The 16653-nt window shown below is 40.0% G+C and carries 12 protein-coding genes; 4 read left to right on the forward strand and 8 right to left on the reverse strand.

The window, feature by feature from the left end; genetic code table 11:
• The first annotated feature begins 48 nt into the window (after positions 1-48).
• Positions 49-492 (forward strand): SxtJ family membrane protein, encoded by a 444-nt coding sequence (locus tag GNP35_RS07575; RefSeq protein ID WP_155695538.1) that lies wholly within the window; start codon positions 49-51, stop codon positions 490-492.
• The gene (locus tag GNP35_RS15295; RefSeq protein ID WP_230961336.1) at positions 492-644 is read left to right on the forward strand and encodes a DUF5989 family protein; all 153 of its coding nucleotides are present in this window, start codon (positions 492-494) and stop codon (positions 642-644) included. Before GNP35_RS07575 ends, GNP35_RS15295 begins: the two co-directional genes overlap by 1 nt.
• A gap of 216 nt (positions 645-860) precedes the next feature.
• On the opposite strand, the gene GNP35_RS07580 is transcribed toward GNP35_RS15295, so the two are convergent.
• Positions 861-1172: an early set domain-containing protein gene (locus GNP35_RS07580; RefSeq protein ID WP_155695539.1), complete on the reverse strand. Its 312-nt coding sequence runs from the start codon at positions 1170-1172 to the stop codon at positions 861-863.
• Positions 1156-3792, reverse strand: coding sequence for a pullulanase-associated domain-containing protein (locus GNP35_RS07585; RefSeq protein WP_155695540.1), 2637 nt, complete (start codon positions 3790-3792; stop codon positions 1156-1158). Before GNP35_RS07585 ends, GNP35_RS07580 begins: the two co-directional genes overlap by 17 nt.
• A 441-nt stretch (positions 3793-4233) precedes the next feature.
• On the opposite strand from GNP35_RS07585, the gene GNP35_RS07590 reads away from it, so the two are divergent.
• Positions 4234-7281, forward strand: coding sequence for a TonB-dependent receptor (locus tag GNP35_RS07590; RefSeq protein WP_155695541.1), 3048 nt, complete (start codon positions 4234-4236; stop codon positions 7279-7281).
• Between the two features lie 115 nt (positions 7282-7396).
• Positions 7397-8920: a tryptophan halogenase family protein gene (locus GNP35_RS07595; RefSeq protein ID WP_155695542.1), complete on the forward strand. Its 1524-nt coding sequence runs from the start codon at positions 7397-7399 to the stop codon at positions 8918-8920.
• Positions 8921-9137: 217 nt separating this feature from the next.
• Here GNP35_RS07595 and yqfB read toward each other — a convergent pair whose 3' ends face one another.
• The 6 genes from yqfB to der form a co-directional block, all read right to left on the reverse strand.
• Positions 9138-9467: a N(4)-acetylcytidine aminohydrolase gene (yqfB, locus tag GNP35_RS07600; RefSeq protein ID WP_155696069.1), complete on the reverse strand. Its 330-nt coding sequence runs from the start codon at positions 9465-9467 to the stop codon at positions 9138-9140.
• 25 nt (positions 9468-9492) lie between these two features.
• Complete coding sequence (locus GNP35_RS07605) at positions 9493-11082, reverse strand: DUF418 domain-containing protein (protein ID WP_155695543.1); 1590 nt, start codon at positions 11080-11082, stop codon at positions 9493-9495.
• A gap of 105 nt (positions 11083-11187) precedes the next feature.
• Positions 11188-12408, reverse strand: coding sequence for a GGDEF domain-containing protein (locus tag GNP35_RS16285; RefSeq protein WP_155695544.1), 1221 nt, complete (start codon positions 12406-12408; stop codon positions 11188-11190).
• Between the two features lie 67 nt (positions 12409-12475).
• Positions 12476-13597, reverse strand: coding sequence for an anhydro-N-acetylmuramic acid kinase (locus GNP35_RS07615; protein WP_155695545.1), 1122 nt, complete (start codon positions 13595-13597; stop codon positions 12476-12478).
• A gap of 12 nt (positions 13598-13609) precedes the next feature.
• Positions 13610-14908, reverse strand: a complete 1299-nt coding sequence (locus GNP35_RS07620; protein ID WP_155695546.1) for a peptidoglycan DD-metalloendopeptidase family protein — start codon at positions 14906-14908, stop codon at positions 13610-13612.
• Positions 14909-15041: 133 nt separating this feature from the next.
• Positions 15042-16607 (reverse strand): ribosome biogenesis GTPase Der, encoded by a 1566-nt coding sequence (der, locus tag GNP35_RS07625; protein WP_155695547.1) that lies wholly within the window; start codon positions 16605-16607, stop codon positions 15042-15044.
• Positions 16608-16653 lie beyond the last annotated feature (46 nt).

The raw sequence follows: 16653 nt of genomic DNA on the forward strand, positions 1-16653 counted from the left end.
GCCTGAATAGAACTTAAAGGGACTCACACAAGAAGTCACAACTAAATTATGAAAATTAATAAATCGAATTTAATGCAACACAAAAGCAAGCCTGCAGTACCCGAACTGAAAGAGTTTGCGTTAACCATAAGCTGGGCGTTTCCGCTGTTTTTTTCAGTGATATTACCTTGGCTATTTAATTATGCATGGCAGGTTTGGCCTTTGGTTATCAGCTTAGTATTAATGAGCTTATATTTGTTGAAGCCGGCGTGGTTATGGCTACCGCATCGAATTTGGATGACTATTGCAGGGGCTATTGGTTGGTTTAATACTCGTATTATTTTAGGACTATGCTTTTATCTTTTAATTGCACCTATTGGCTTTATTTTAAAGCTTTTTGGCAAGCTTCAATACCAAACTAAAATCAGCCAAAAATCAAGTCAAAACGCCCCTTCTAATTACGTAAAGGTTGAGGCAAAATCAGATAAAAAGAACCTGGAGTATCCTTTTTAATGTTGGAATTTATGTCAGACCTATGGGCGTTTTTACGCGTCCGTAAAAAGATTTGGTTATTACCGATTATTGTTATTTTAAGTCTACTAGGTGGCCTTGTTGTTGCTACTCAGCAAAGTGCATTAGCAAGCTTCATTTACACCTTATTTTAAGAAAGGTGTTTTAAGTACGATATTTTAGGTATTGCTTAAGCTAAATGACACTCTCGATACAAATGTAAGCCCATGAATAAACCCATGGGCTTTTTATTGCCTACTGCTTAGGTTTTCGCCATCCAAAAGAAACAGCTGTATAACGAACGAATATAAAACTCGAGCAATAAAAAACCCAGCCGAAGCTGGGTTTTAAAATTGACGTTTACTAACAAATTAGTCGTTAGATATTGTCAACGTTTTCGTTTTATCGTTAAAGATAAATTTAAAGTCACCGGCTGCTGCTGGGTCAAATGACAAGTTGTTGTCATTCGCGCCACCTAGAACCACTGGTGTATCAACTGCTAGCGCTTCAACACCGTCAGTTGCAGACCCAAGGTTAATGGTAGCCCAATCACCTGTCGCTACTTTAAAGAATACATTATCAGCACCAAGACTTAACGTTGCTGTGTACTCATGGCCCGCTTCTTTTTCTGCTGGATCCGTTGCGTTGAAAGACATCTTATCAACTTCACCCCAACCGTTCATACCACCACGAAACAAAGATAGGAAGTTTAGAAACTTTTAATACTGGCTTTAATTCAAAGTCATTAGCATCGTAAGTTAACTCAAACTTGTAAGATGTCGATTCATCGGCAACAATCTGCATGTTACCGCCAGCTTCTGTGATCGCAATCGCGTCAGCATCATCTGAAATTGTAACTGCACCATAACCAATGTCTACTGATGACCAATCTTCAGAAGCAAATTTAAATGCATGTGCGTCTGTAGAAGCTTCTAAACCATAAATCACAGAGTACGAAACTGAGTCTTCATTATAAATGATTTCATCAGATGCTGGTGCACCCCAACCATTTATTGAACCACGAATAAATGCAACGTTTGCGCCTAAAGGCTTAGACGGTTGAACTTTAAACGAAGGCTCTGCCGTATCTGACAGGTCTAGTAAGAAGTCATACTTTTCAGTTTCTGCAATAGTCACAGTCACAACACCGCCGTCCGCTTTTAACATTACTTCGTCATTAACGTTGGCTGTATTAACTGTATCTGCACCCAATGCAAAGTCATTCCCTTCATCAACAAATGCAACTGTGTAAGTGCCAGCTTCAAGCTCTTGTTTAAGAGCTTGATACACTCCATCACCTTTATACGACATTGCGATAGTTGAGTCACCTAATAGCAGATTAGGGAATGCATTAACTGGAACTTGGTCAACTTCTAGAGTCATCTCGTTAGCAGATGCTCCCATAAGTTTGAATTGGTAAAGACTCGTATCTTGCATTTTGATACCAATATCTTGACCAACGCCTTCACCTGCAGTTAGAGGTTTAGGGTTTCCACCTACTTCTAGCGCATCACCACCAGATACACCACCGTAAGAAGCTGGTTCAGACCAATCCGCATCAGCAATTTTAAAGCTATATGCAGTTACACAGTCTTCTGTACATGCGAAATCAGCGTGGTTAGCACCAGATGCTAGCGTTAATTTAGAGCTTGCTGGGATAGCAAACATTAACTCAGCAACTTCTGGCGTTTCTGCACCTTCAGGTAACATCAACATATTGTTATCTGCAGCTAAAGTAATAGCAGTGCCATCAGCTAATGTCAGTATCGTGTCCGCTGGAATGTTATCTAAATCTAAAACGACATCAACATTTTCACCCTCTTCATCAACAGGTTGCACAAATGTAAGTGTTGCACCAGCTTCTGTCATTACTTCAACAGATGCGTCCGCAGGGAACTCTAAAACCGCGTCTTCAGGGTGGTCACCGTAAGTAAAGATTTTACGATATTCACCTGCTGCTACTTTTTCAAATTCAGTTCCCTCAGTTGGATTACCCCAACCGTTAAATCCACCACGTAATAAAAACGTCGTTTCTTCAGGATCAAATTCTGCTACACATTTAGAAGCAATATCAACTTGGCCTACACCAACTGCATAAGTACCTTCAGGACAGTTTTCAATAACTTGACCTAAACATGCTTCACCCGCTTCATCTAATGATGTACCCCAACCACATGACTTTCCGCCAGCAGCTGCACCAAAGAATGGGTGTTGGTTTGCAAGGTAAGCACCATCTAGTAAGTTAGCTGGGAAACCTTCTTGATAAAATGAGATTTTATCTAAGTTATGGAATACAACATCACCTGTTTTACCAAGTGGAACCATGCCGTCATTTTGAGTAATAAACTTGTCGCCAGTACTCTTATTATAAACGATCATATTACCGCATGAGTCGTGACCTTCTTGAAGGTCAAGAATCCAGTACATACCGTAGTTATCGTCGATATCAGTAGCGGCTAAACCTGAGCCCCAAGCTGTTGTAGACGTTTCTTCATTGTAGGCGGTACAGTTTGTATCATTCCAGCTATGAATAGTAATGTTTTCATAGTTAGAACCAACTTGCTCACCGTTTTTACGGAAGAAAACTACGGCTTTTTCACCAGTAGCGGCAGCTGTAATTACATCTTGCGGAAGTGCTGGCACATCTTCAATTGGATTTTCTTCAGGGATAATACAGTTGTATTTACCAGACTCATCAACCATTTGATAATTAGGGCAATCTGTAGGCGGTGTGTAACACGCTTCTTCGCCGTTATTAGAGGCAGATAGTGCTAACTCCAAACCTAGTGCCGCTTTTGGTAGGCGCTGAGAATTACCTAGGTAATCTGTATATGGGACAGTTTCAAACCAAGCGTCAAACCAAGTATCAAAATCGTCACCGAAAATAATATCTTGTTTTTGATCAATCTTAAACTGACGAGCTTCTTCTTTGGCAATTACACGACGAGCTTCTTCTTCTTTCGTCAAACCCAGTGTTTGGTATAGGTCATAAGTACCGTAATCAAACTCATAGGCATTAAACGAAGATTTAAAAGTTTCTTTTTCAGCGTCACTGAATGCATTGTCAGGATCGGTAATAGATAACGCAACAGTCTCAAGTGCAGCCACTTCAGCGTCTGTTAGCGGATGAAAATCCGCATCTACGGTTTGAACGATATCTGGTGATTTACACCAAAGACCTGTATTTGATTCTGCATCAAAGACGGTAGTCTTTTGTATCGTCTCTTCCTCTGTACCACAACCACTTAAGACTGTAGCTGTCGCTAATGCAGCAAGCGACAAAGGCTTTAACTTAAAATTCATAGGAAATAACTCCAATTAACTAGTGTTTTAGTTTTTAGGTGCTATTTAAAGTATGTTGTCCACCCGCTCACGGCTTAATAGCGAGGTGTAGGTAATTGATTAACCCTGTTAATATTTATTATAATGTTGTGATTGGTGTTGCCTGGTCACAACCTTTTAATTACCGGTCCGAAAAACGTTGATTGCAATACACTCAACCTGCCAAATTTAAACAACCCCCGAGCCTTTGTATATACTGTTATATATGCACCCCGCATGAATACGTATGCGTACCAATGGGCGCTTGTATATTTATTAACAACTCTTTATCTTTGCATACGTTGCCAAAAAAAATAAACGTTATATAAGTGTATATAAACGCTATTAAAGTGAATTGTTTAGTCCGATAAGCGAAATCACACTCTTCAAAAACATAACAACAACTTGTTTTGAGGAACACACATGAAAAAGTTCAAGCCAAGTGCGCTTACGCTAGCTTTAATGCTGGGCGGCGTCACTATCGCTTCGATGCCATCTTTTGCGGTAGAAGAAACCGACAAAGAAAAAAAGGCAATTGCTGAGGCAAAAGCTAAAGCAGAAGCAGAAAAAGAATCAAATGTTGAAGTAATCGAAGTTCGCGGTTTCCGACGCAGCCTTATTAAATCTCTAAATACAAAACGTTATTCAGATACCGTTGTAGAAGCCGTATCAGCCGATGATATGGGCGCACTTCCAGACGTGTCTATCGCCGATGCAATTTCTCGACTACCAGGTGTTACTGCTGTTCGTTCAGGCGGTCAGTCTAGTGAATTAAACATTCGTGGTATGTCAGGCGGTTTTGTATTTGCAACCCTAAACGGCCGTGAAGTAGTTACAGACCAAGGTGGACGTTCTGTTCAGTTTGATCAATACCCATCAGAATTAATTAATCAAGTTCAAGTATACAAATCTCAAAAAGCCTCTCTAGTAGAAGGCGGTGTTGCAGGTTCTATTGAATTGCAGACAGCTGACGCTCTAGATAACGAAGAACAACACACGTTCGCAATACAAACTAAAATGAGTTACAACGACTCAGCAGATGAGCATCCAGATGCAGATCCGCTAGGCAACCGTTTTAGTGTGGCTTACCAAGGTAAGTTCATGGACGATACGGTTGGCGTATCTCTAGGTTACGCTCGTTTGCAACAACCTCGTATTTCTACCCAGTTTGTTAATTATCAACCTCGTTTAGGCGTATTACCTTTTGACGGCGCGCAAGATGGTGGTTTAACGCTACCAACTTACGATGAAAACGGCGTTCAAGACGGTACAGAGTCTGGTAATTATGTTGTTCCACAAGGTTTCGAGCTAATGGCTCGTGGTGGTGAAGAACTTCGTCAAGGTTTAATGGGCTCTATTTCATTTAGACCAAATGACTCTCTTACTATCAAAGCAGACGGTTTTTACTCTAAGTTTGACTCAGAAGGTATTGACCGTGGTTACCGTATAAATGGTATCGGTTCTATTTTAGATGGTTCATCAATCGATTTCGAAAACCCAATCTTAGCGGGTGATAACGGCGAATACTTAGTTGGCGGTTCTTATTATCGTGACCGTGGCGATGTAAACGATAACCCTCCTTACCCTCGTTTTAGCAATACTCTAACATTGCAAACTCAAGCAGATGACAACACGACAGAAAGTGAAGTTATGTCGTTTGGTGTAAACGCTGAATGGGTTGTTAATGATAACCTAGTGGTTGATTTTGATATCTCTCACTCTGAGGGTGAATCTGATTACCGTGACGAAGTAATGCGTTTAGCTATATTTGAAGACGCATCTGCAATGAACCCTGTTGTAACCGATGACATTGTTGTTAACTTTGAAACTAACGGATTAAACCTGCCAAGCTTGTCGTTTAACCCAGATGTGACAAATGCGCTAACTGATCCTAACCGCATGATGGTTGGTTCATTAGAAAAGTACCCACATTTAGAAAACAACGAATCAAACTCTGCAAGTGTAGACTTTAAATACACGCTAGATAGCGATCACATTTCTTCAATTGAAGCGGGTGTTCGTTGGGCAGACCGTAAGTATAAGAGTGCTCGTCAAGCTTATAACTATGCAGATATCGCTGGATACGGTGTAAACCTTCGTAATGGTAACTATATCTTAGGTTATGATGAAAATGGTGAGCCAATTGAAAGTGAAACATTCCGTCCTTACCAACTTCAAGATGGTGATTACGAAGTTGTTCAATTGCAAGGTGACTTTGCAAACTTCCCTGCATTTATTTCTGTAGATAACAGCTATATTGAAGGTGTTTGGTTAGGTGATGAAGACACGCAAGCACGTAAAGACTGGCGTTATGACTGGACGATTTGGCAAGAAAGTGAAATCAAAGAAGAAACACTTGCAGCCTACTTCCAAGCTAATCTAGATACAGAAGTATTTGGTTTGCCAATGACTGGTAATATTGGTGTGCGTGTTATTCACACTGACCAAAGTGCAATCGGTGTTGAAGATCCGGTCATTAAAAATGATGGTGACCCAATTACAGATGACTTTGGTGTAACTAAAACGGTTTATAAACATACTACTCTAGGTATTGATTATACTGACGTTTTGCCATCTATTAACTTAAACTTCCAGTTAACAGATCAAGATCAACTTCGTTTTGCTGCTGCAAAAGTTATGTCTCGTCCTAATATGGGTGACATGGCGGTAAGTGGTGCATGGTCTTATAATACAGACGAGTTTGACCCTTCTGTAAAAGAAGCGGATTTAAACCGTGATACTTCTCCAGAAGTTCGTCCTTTCTATGCAACTCAGTTTGATCTTTCTTTAGAGCATTACTTTGTTGAAACAGACGGCGCAATTATCTTTGCTCTTTATTACAAAGACATTGAGAACTTCCCTGAGAAAGTAACTATTCAAGACTACAACTTTGAAGCCGACGGTATTACTGCCCCAACGGTAGATAATAATGGCGTTCCAGTTGTTTCAGGTGACTACTCTGTATTGCTAAATAACGGTAAAGGCGGTTATTTCCGCGGTGCTGAAGTTGCATACACGCAAACGTTCAGTTTCCTACCGGATATGTGGCAAGGTTTAGGCGTAGCAGCTAGCTTCTCTTACACGGACAGTGAAGTAACGTCTGAATTTGAAGCAGTATCTGGTCTTGGTGATCAAACAACACCTTACCCATTCCTTTCACCACGTGTTTGGTCTGCAACGGTATTCTATGATTACGACGATACGTTCTCGACTCGTGTAAACGCACGTTACCGTGAAGAGTATGTTGGTAACCAGATTGCCATTGGTGATGAGCAAAAAGCTTACTTCGCAGAAGAGCTAGTTGTTGACTTCCAAGCGTCTTATCAATTCACAGAAGAGCTACAAGGTGTATTCTCTGTAAATAACCTTACAGATGAGCCTAATCGTTCTTACTTTGGTAATCAGGCAGCTACCGGTACGCTTCAGTACTTTGGTCGCCAATTCTATGTTGGTCTGAACGCTAAGTTCTAACCCAATATTGATTTTTCCATGAATGAAAACTGTCGCTTATGCGGCAGTTTTTTTATCTGGAGGAAACGTTAAAACCTGTTTATTCTAATTACAAATAATAAGAAACGTTGAAGTTATGTCAGATATCAAAAATAACAACGCTAAAAATATACAATCAGTTGCCATTGTTGGCGGTGGCAGTGCAGGATGGATGACCGCGTCTATGCTGTCTAAGCAACTTGGTAGCAGTATTCAAATCACGCTAATTGAATCAGAGCAAATCGGTACCATTGGCGTTGGCGAAGCCACGATTCCTCCAATACAGAACTTTAATCGAATTCTTGGAATTGATGAAACTGAGTTTTTATCCTCTTGCAACGGCAGTATAAAACTGGCCATTGAGTTTGAAAACTGGACTAAGCTAAATCATAAATACATGCACCCTTTTGGCTCTTTTGCTGTCGACTTTGACTATATGTCTTTTCCTTATTTTTGGCTCAAAGCGCGCGCAGAAGGTTACAAACGAGACCTTCAAGAGTTTTCTATTGCCTGGCACCTAGCAAGTAACAATAAATTCCAAAAGCCAAGTACAGACCCACAGTCTCTCGCATCAAAGTTTGATTATGCTTACCATTTTGATGCTGGTAAATACGCACAATTTCTTCGCCAGTATTCTGAAAAAAATGGAGTAGTTCGCAAGGAAGGTAAAATTGTGGATGTAGTGACAAGCGATATAGACAGTTCTATTTCCTCTGTTCGTTTAGAAAGTGGCGAGCTAGTAAACGCTGACTTTTTTGTAGATTGTTCAGGACAACAAGCTTTGCTCTTGGGCAAAACACTTAACGTAGAGTTTGAGTCTTGGCATGAACATTTATTAAACGACAGAGCGGTTGCCGTTCAGACCGCTCACATGTCTCAGCTTAAACCTTACACCCGATCGATAGCTCATCATGCGGGTTGGCAATGGCGAATTCCATTACAAACCAGAATGGGTAACGGCAATGTTTATGCTAGTGAATTTATGCAGCAAGATGAAGCTGAAAAACTTTTATTAGATACCGTTGAAGGGCCAACATTAACTGAGCCAAATCATATTAAATTTAAAACTGGTAAACGGGCAAAGTTTTGGCATAAAAACTGTGTTGCCATTGGCTTATCCGCTGGGTTTTTAGAGCCATTGGAGTCCACCAGTTTACACCTAATCCAATCAGGCATAATGCGCTTAGTAAGGTTATTCCCTGATTTGTCTATGAGTCCGCTGTTGCAACAAGAATACAACAACTCTACCGCAAAAGAATACGAAGCCATCAAAGACTTTATAATCCTTCACTATAAGGCTACTGAGCGCGACGACAGCGAGTATTGGCGATACTGTAAGAACATGGACATACCTGATAGCTTAAAATCACGTATAGAGCTTTACAAGGAGCATGGTCACTTGTCAGTTCATGACAAAGAACTGTTTAAGCAGGACAACTGGATGGCGGTTTTAACTGGCCAACATGTATACCCTGAGTCTGTGGGACCAATATTAGCAGCAAAAAATGAATTGGATTTAACCCGAACTTTAGACAGCATTTATAACAACATGAAAGGGTTGGCTACCACTGCAACTGGGCACGAAATGTATTTAATGAAAAACGCACCGTTTAAAGGCTAGAGGCTAGAGGTTAAAGGTTAAAGGTTAAAGGTTAAAGGTTAAAGGTTAAAGGGTTTAAGGGTTTAAGGGTTTAAGGGTTTAAGGGTTTAAGGGTTAAACTGTTCCATAAATAAAAAAGCCAAAGTTTGAGATTTCACGAATCCAATACTTTGGCTTACTTTACTAATTGTGCGAGTTTTCTAATTGTGTGAGTTTTCTAAACAATTGAAAATTCGAATTAATTGAGCTTAGAAAACTCAATGACAAATAAGTCTGTGGTGCCGGGGTAAATATCTCCAATCACAGCCTTCAACTCTAACAATGTCATGTTTTCTTGCGCTGCATGAGCATCAGATAAATCAGCCATGTTTATTGGCGTGACAGACAAAATTCTCAGTGCACAGAACCATCTATTATCTTCAAAGGTAGAAGCTTGTACTTCGCTATCAACCTTAAAATATGACTCTGCAGTGTCTCGAATGGTAATGGTCTTTTTACCGGTTAAAATATCACTTTCAAAACGCTCAAAGAACGTAATGTCCTTTGGCGCTTTCGTATTGTTAGTCATATTGCTTGCGATGCTGTTTGTCATGCTAAGCAGTCTTTCTCAACGGCTGTAATTTCATGTACGTTGCACAGCGCCATAACCACTCTAATGGACCGTAATTAAATACCTTTAACCACAAGCTACTTACAATTGCCTGCGCCGCTATAATTGCAACAACCATTAACATTTGTTCACTTCTTGGGATTTCGCCAAACTGGTTAAAGCCATAACCATAAAAAATAGTCGATAAAATTACCGAATGCATAATGTAATTAGTCAGTGCCATCTTGCCTAAAGGCGATAGCCAACCAAACCAAGTTTGAAATCTAGGCTTTAGACTTAACAATGCAAAAGTTCCTAAATAACCAGCGCACAATACAAGTTGGCCTATGTAAAACATACTGTTTGCAACCGAATTAATCACCATAGAGTCTTGTCCTGCAGGGTGCATTAATATCATTGCAGGGCCAACACTTAAAACAATACCAAGTGACATACCACCTACAGCCATGACTTTAAAAAATGCATGATGCTCATCAATATTACGCATACGTCCACTAGCAACTAGCCAGTAACCAACTAAAAACAATGGCAGTACAATACCTAATCCAAAGAACAATGAGTTTGGTAGGTTTTTAACCGCGTATTCCCAACGATATTTAGTTACTTCCCAATAACTTTCGCTTTTAAGTGCTTCTTTTTCTCTTTCATATCGATAAGCTTGTTTCTGCTTACCTTCAAATTTATTTAATGCTTTTTCATCCGTTGTTAATTCGATTGAGTCGTTAACTTCAATATCAGACTCTTGCGTTTGTACTTCAGAATCTAACATTAAATCCGACTCTATATTGTTTACAGCGTCAGAGTTAGTAACTTCACCTTCATCAACCGCAACCATCTCTTCGTCAAATTTGTTCAATTCTTCATATTGCTGTTTAGATAATTCAAAGCTCCCGTCAGCTTTGGCAAGCTCTAACATTCTATTTGTCACTTCCGCAACTTGAACTTCTTCAACCCACATTTCCTTAAGATCATTTTGATCGCTTGTAGCTCCAAATATGGTGCCAACTAATATGGAAATCGAAAGCGGGAATATCATCATAAAGAAGCCAATTTTAGCAAAAACGGCTGGGCGATTTCGTTTAGCTAGGCGTTTGGTTCGCATAAGCAAAACAACACCAAGCAGCATCATACCGGCAACGGCGTAGTCGTGAAGTATATCTCCGCCCCAGAAGAACGCCATATGCGCTAAACCTATGATATAAAGCACAAGCATTCGTCTTGAGAACCAAGCTTTAAAAGGTCGGCCAACTTCTTCGGCTCGCAGCAGCATTACTGCAAAGCCCATTCCAAACAGTAATGCAAACAACTTATAAAATTTACCTTGAACAAAAACCATTACTAACCAGCTAGAGGCGAAGTTACTGCCTGTTTCGGTAAAGTCAAAGCTCAGAAGTTCTGATATTGGACGGTTAAACCACTCTATATTCATCAACAGAATGCCAATTAATGCAAACCCTCTAAGAAGGTCCATCACGGTTATACGTTGACTGGTTTTGATTGGCGCTAATTCAGAGATTTCACTGGTGGAAGTGTCTGTTGGATTTTTAGATGGCGAAGTGTTCTGGCTTTCCATAATGTTGTGCGGCTCTTCAGTATTTTAATTATTCTTATGTGCACAGAATAACGCCATTCACAAAACATACAAATAATATTTGTTACAAACTATTAGCCAATAGATTTATTCCGCTAAGCAATTTCGGCCTGCTTGCTTAGCTCTATATAAGGCTTCATCGGCTTGTTTTAAAACTTGCTCAAACTCTTTCAGGTTACCTTCTCGTTCAGCAACACCAATACTGATAGTGACATTTACAAATTTAGTTTTGGCCGCTGATTTTTTGCGTGAAGACTTGCCTTGTTTTTTGTCATCTGGGCGATCATCATTTCGAATAGCCATTTGGTAATTTGCAATGTCTTCTCTAACTTGTTCTAAAAACGCTATGGAGTAGCTAACGGATTTATTCGGAAATATAACGGTAAACTCTTCACCACCATAACGGTAGGCTTTACCGCCACCTTTAACATCGTTTATCTTACTGGCAACAAGCCTGAGCACCTGATCTCCAACATCATGACCGTAGGTATCATTAAACTTTTTAAAATGATCTACATCCATCATCGCGACCGTGTATTTTTTGCCTAAAGATATAGATGATTGTAACAAGGCTCGACGAGCAGCTAAGCCTGTGAGTTCATCAGAAAACGCCATTTGATATGAGTCGGTAAGTACCGCATGAATAATTAGAACACCAAATAAGCAATAGCTAATAATGGTGGTGTAATAGGTAAAATCGCCAAATTGAATAACAATCACGCCAAACGCTAAACCCCAAATGCTGGCATTAAGCTGACTTGGTTTCATTATTTGGCGCACAGCCAAAGTGAACAAACACAGTGCTGAAATTATTAGTTCTACCTGAAAATAGGGTGAAAGTTTTGATGCCGAAGATAGCGCTACCACTTGTGAAGACAGGATTTCATTTACGGTAATAGAGTGATTAAAGCGATAGTTAATTGCCAACAGACCAAATAAAACAAGTATTCGTAGAAGACCGTGCCGCCCCCACACTACTTTGTTTTGATCAAAGCTAAAGGCCATCAAAACTACAAGCTGTGAGATAAAAAAGAGACTCGGGTGAAATGAAAAGTAATCTATATTTTCTACTTTCCCACTATTAGCCCAAGCTAGCGCTAAAAATAAAACAATATATATGACGCGGGTCTGATTAAACCTAAGTGCTAAAATGATCGTTGCTGCAAATAACAAAAGAGGGGTTTGTAAAATAAGATCTTGCCATGGTGTTAAATCAGCAAAACCCATCTCCACGGCTGAAATTGCGCCTATAAATAACAAAACAGGAAAGGCGATAGCACGAAAGAAGGCTTGTAGAGAATACGACACTTTTAGACCCTATTATTATTTTTGTTTGGATTGTATTAGTAAATATTATGTTAGTGCAAGTCTGTATTTAAGGTAGCACCCATGCACCTAACACAGTCGGCCGCAGTGTACCTGTGATGCTCGGCAATGTAGTCGTTTTATTTTCGAGTCTACACTTCGCCAACCACGCAAATGCCATTGCTTCCATATTATCAGGGCATATCCCTAACTCTGCAGTGCTAATAACGTTCGTATTTGGCAAGTAAAACGCCAGTAAAGTCATTAAAGCTTGATTATGCACGCCTCCCCCACATACTGCTAGCGTTTTTGAGCAACCCAATTGTTCCATAGCTAGCTGCACTGATTTGGCAGTTAAATGAGTGAGCGTATTTTGAACATCCACTGCAGCAATAGAACCATGCGAGCTTTCATGTAGCGCTAACTTTTGATTTAACCAGGCTTCACTAAATAACTCTTTGCCCGTACTTTTAGGAAATGGTTGAGTAAAATAAAGCTCGTCTAAAAGAGTATTTAATAATGACTGAGAACGCTTCCCTTCAGCTGCCCAACTTCCGTTATCATCATAATTAAGGCCTTTATTTCTATTGATCCAATAATCTAATAACGTATTTGCAGGCCCGGTATCAAAGCCAATAACCTCATCCTTGTTTGGCCAAGTCGATACATTGCCTATACCGCCGAGGTTCAATACCGACAAGTCATGACCAAGTTCTTTAAAGACATCATAGTGAAACATAGGCACTAATGGCGCACCTTGACCGCCTAAAGCAACATCTTTACTTCTGAAGTCATACACCACATTTAAACCTGTCATCACAGCCAAGCGGTGTGCATCAACAATTTGCCAGGTAAAAGGGTTTTCTAAGCTAGGCTCGTGACAGATTGTCACGCCATGAACACCTATCGCCCTGATTAGTTTGGCGTATGGTTTTACGTCTTCAGTCTCTAAAAAAGATTGAATGGCTAGGGCTAAAACCTGAGTGTATTCTTGCTCTAAGGATTTTATGTGGATAAGCGAAGTAATGTCAGCACTAGGTTGGCTGAGCTCAGCTAATTTTGTTTTTAATTCTGAAGAAAGCCTGTTACTAGTACTACTAACAAGCGAAGGCTTATTTTCAAAGTCTACAAGCGCAATATCTATTGCATCAAGGCTTGTACCTGTCATTACACCGATATAATAATCAGGCACGTAGAACCCTTTTTAACGCATTGCCAATAGTAGGTTTTTATTATGCTCAAGCATTTCCATTCTTACCGCGGCTAAGGTTAAGAACTTATCTTTCTCATTTTTAGAAATAGGATTTGCTTTGGGTAATGATACGGTTCTTGGGTTGCGGTGAACACCATTTACTAAAAACTCATAATGAAGATGTGGTCCTGCAGCTAAACCCGTTGAGCCAACTAAGCCAATGACTTGACCTTGCTTAACTTTAGCGCCTTTACGAACCTTACGTTTAGAGAAGTGAATATATTTAGTTGTGATACCACCACCATGCTCAACAAAAACATGATGACCATTAAACCGATCGTAACCTGACTTTATTACCTTGCCGTCACCGGCCGCAAAAACAGGTGTACCTGTACTAGCTGCATAATCAACGCCACGGTGAGCTTTGTAGCGTTTTTGAACTGGGTGATAACGACGCTTGCTAAAACTTGAACTTATATACTTAAAACTAACGGGAGCGCGCAAGAATGTTTTTTGCATGCTGTCGCCACCAGGCGTGTAATAACGACCATCCGAGTAACGAACCGCACTAAAACCTTCATTTTGATTGGTAAACTCAGCAGCTAAAATTTCCCCGTAACCAGAGAACTCTCCATCAATAAACACTTGTTCTACTAAAGCTGAAAATTTATCGCCTTCTCTAATATCAAGGGCGAAATCCACATCCCACTGGAAAATATTAGCCAAGTTCATGATTAGCTTGTCATTTAGGCCTGACATCACGCCCGCATTCCAGAAGTTACTGTTTATCGTCCCTTCAAAATAACGTTCTGTTATTACTGTTTCTTTTTGCTCAATAGATGTTTCAAACTTGCCGGTGTTAGTTCGTTTTGTTACTAAGGTTTCTACCGCCTCATTTGCGTATTGCAGCTCTATAAGCTGTTTATTTTCGTCAAACGTAAAGGTTAAGTATTTTCCAGGAATTAAACGAGTAAACTTTTGCGCCAATTTGTCCGAACGAGTAATCTCTAACATCGTTTTTTGTGGTACACCTTGGCGTTTAAAAATAGTTGCCAACGAATCACCGCTTTTAATACGCACTTGTTTTATGGTGGTATCGGTTTGAGTAAAATTAGAGACTGACTTGATATTTAAAGGTAGTGGGTACTCTTGGCCAACCGCTAACTCTTCATAATCAGCGGCAACGCGAATCACGTCTTTTGAGGCCTCTGCGGACTCAGAAGGTAATAAAAGCAGTGCGAATAAAAGTCCTAATGCACCTAAAAGTGCATATCTATGCTGCTTTGGAAAACTATCTATTAAATGTCTCATTACCTACTTCTCGCAATAAAAACGACTACATGGCGTGATTTAAAAATTCTAAGCTCCCGAGAATAACACTCTAAAACAAACAAGCCAACTTTTTGAGGGTCGGCTTGTTGGTAATCTGACTATTTTGATATGTTTAAGTGCGTCGGCTATGACGCTTAATAAACCCACCAGCTTTACGCTGTTGCGATAGTGTCATTGCTTTTTGCTTCTTATCTTCAAATGGGTTGTCACCTTCTCTAAATTCAATCTTGATTGGTGTACCCATTACATCTAATGCTTTTCTATAGTAGTTCATTAGATAACGTTTGTATGAATCTGGTAGTTCATCAACTTGGTTACCGTGAATAACTATTCTAGGTGGATTGTAGCCACCAGCATGAGCGTACTTAAGTTTTATGCGTCGTCCGCGGATCATAGGCGGTTGGTGATCGTCTTGAGCCATTTTCATAATACGAGTTACCATTGACGTTGAAATACGTTTAGTAGCCGACTGATAAGCTTCTATAATTGATTCGTATAAATGACCAACACCTGTTCCATGAAGAGCCGATATAAAGTGTAATCGTGCAAAATCAATGAACCCTAGGCGGCGATCTAACTCACGTTTAACATCATCTTTTACGCCTTGATCAAGTCCATCCCACTTATTTACTGCTATAACAATTGAACGACCCGCATTTAAAGCAAAACCTAATAAGCTTAAGTCTTGATCTGAGATACCTTCTCTCGCATCCAACAACAATAATACAACGTTAGCATCTTCTATTGCTTGAAGCGTTTTAACAACAGAGAACTTTTCAATGGACTGTTTAATACGTCCACGGCGTCTTACACCAGCCGTATCGATAATGATGAAATCTTGGTCGTTACGTGTCATTGGTATATAAACCGAATCACGAGTTGTACCTGGCATATCGTAAACAACAACGCGCTCTTCACCCAACATTCTATTTGTAAGCGTAGACTTACCCACATTTGGACGACCAATTAAAGCAAACTTTATTGGTAAGTCTTGGAAAGGCACAGCCTCTTCATCGCTATTTTCATCATGTTCGTGATCAAGCGCTAAGTCTTCTAGTGATTGTAACTTTTTAACATTAGGTTCCGCATCGTCTGCGCCTTCTGCATCCTCATCACCCATGCTTTCCAACAAACGCTCAGCTTCCGCTAGTTCGTCCATTGCCGCTTCATATTCTGCCGTTAATTTTTCAACAACTGGAATTAAAGCATGGTCTAATAATTGGCTAACTCCACGTCCCTGAGACGCAGCAATTTGGTGTACTTCACCTAATGCAAGTGCATAAAATTCAGCACTATAAGAGTCACCGTCTATGCCATCAACCTTGTTAGCAACAACAAAGGTCGGTTTGTCTTTTTTTCTAAGATGTTGAGATATAGCTTGGTCAGCCGCTGTTAATCCCGCTCTTGCATCCACCAAGAACAAAACAATATCCGCCTCATCAATCGCTAAAAGCGACTGTTCAGCCATTTCAACATCAATTCCTTCTTCTGTACCATCAATACCTCCTGTATCAACAACAATAAAGTTGTTTTCCTCATGACTGGCTTGTCCATAACGACGGTCACGTGTAAGTCCAGGAAAGTCCGCCACTAACGCATCACGCGTTTTTGTTAAGCGATTAAACAAGGTTGACTTTCCAACGTTTGGACGACCAACTAAAGCCACTACAGGTAGCATGAATTCACCTCAAAAAAAGTTGATTTAACTAAAAATCAATAAAATA

It is taken from the genome of Psychrosphaera haliotis (assembly GCF_009728465.1).
Taxonomy (GTDB): Bacteria; Pseudomonadota; Gammaproteobacteria; order Enterobacterales; family Alteromonadaceae; genus Psychrosphaera; species Psychrosphaera haliotis.

Bases quoted from the DNA above. Each gene is read 5' to 3' on its own strand.
- GNP35_RS07575 (WP_155695538.1), top strand. From the start codon at position 49: ATGAAAATTAATAAATCGAATTTAATGCAACACAAAAGCAAGCCTGCA.
- GNP35_RS07585 (WP_155695540.1), bottom strand. From the start codon at position 3,792: ATGAATTTTAAGTTAAAGCCTTTGTCGCTTGCTGCATTAGCGACAGCT.
- GNP35_RS07605 (WP_155695543.1), bottom strand. From the start codon at position 11,082: ATGGAAAGCCAGAACACTTCGCCATCTAAAAATCCAACAGACACTTCC.
- yqfB (WP_155696069.1), bottom strand. From the start codon at position 9,467: ATGACTAACAATACGAAAGCGCCAAAGGACATTACGTTCTTTGAGCGT.
- GNP35_RS15295 (WP_230961336.1), top strand. From the start codon at position 492: ATGTTGGAATTTATGTCAGACCTATGGGCGTTTTTACGCGTCCGTAAA.
- der (WP_155695547.1), bottom strand. From the start codon at position 16,607: ATGCTACCTGTAGTGGCTTTAGTTGGTCGTCCAAACGTTGGAAAGTCA.
- GNP35_RS07590 (WP_155695541.1), top strand. From the start codon at position 4,234: ATGAAAAAGTTCAAGCCAAGTGCGCTTACGCTAGCTTTAATGCTGGGC.
- GNP35_RS07595 (WP_155695542.1), top strand. From the start codon at position 7,397: ATGTCAGATATCAAAAATAACAACGCTAAAAATATACAATCAGTTGCC.
- GNP35_RS07620 (WP_155695546.1), bottom strand. From the start codon at position 14,908: ATGAGACATTTAATAGATAGTTTTCCAAAGCAGCATAGATATGCACTT.
- GNP35_RS07580 (WP_155695539.1), bottom strand. From the start codon at position 1,172: ATGAACGGTTGGGGTGAAGTTGATAAGATGTCTTTCAACGCAACGGAT.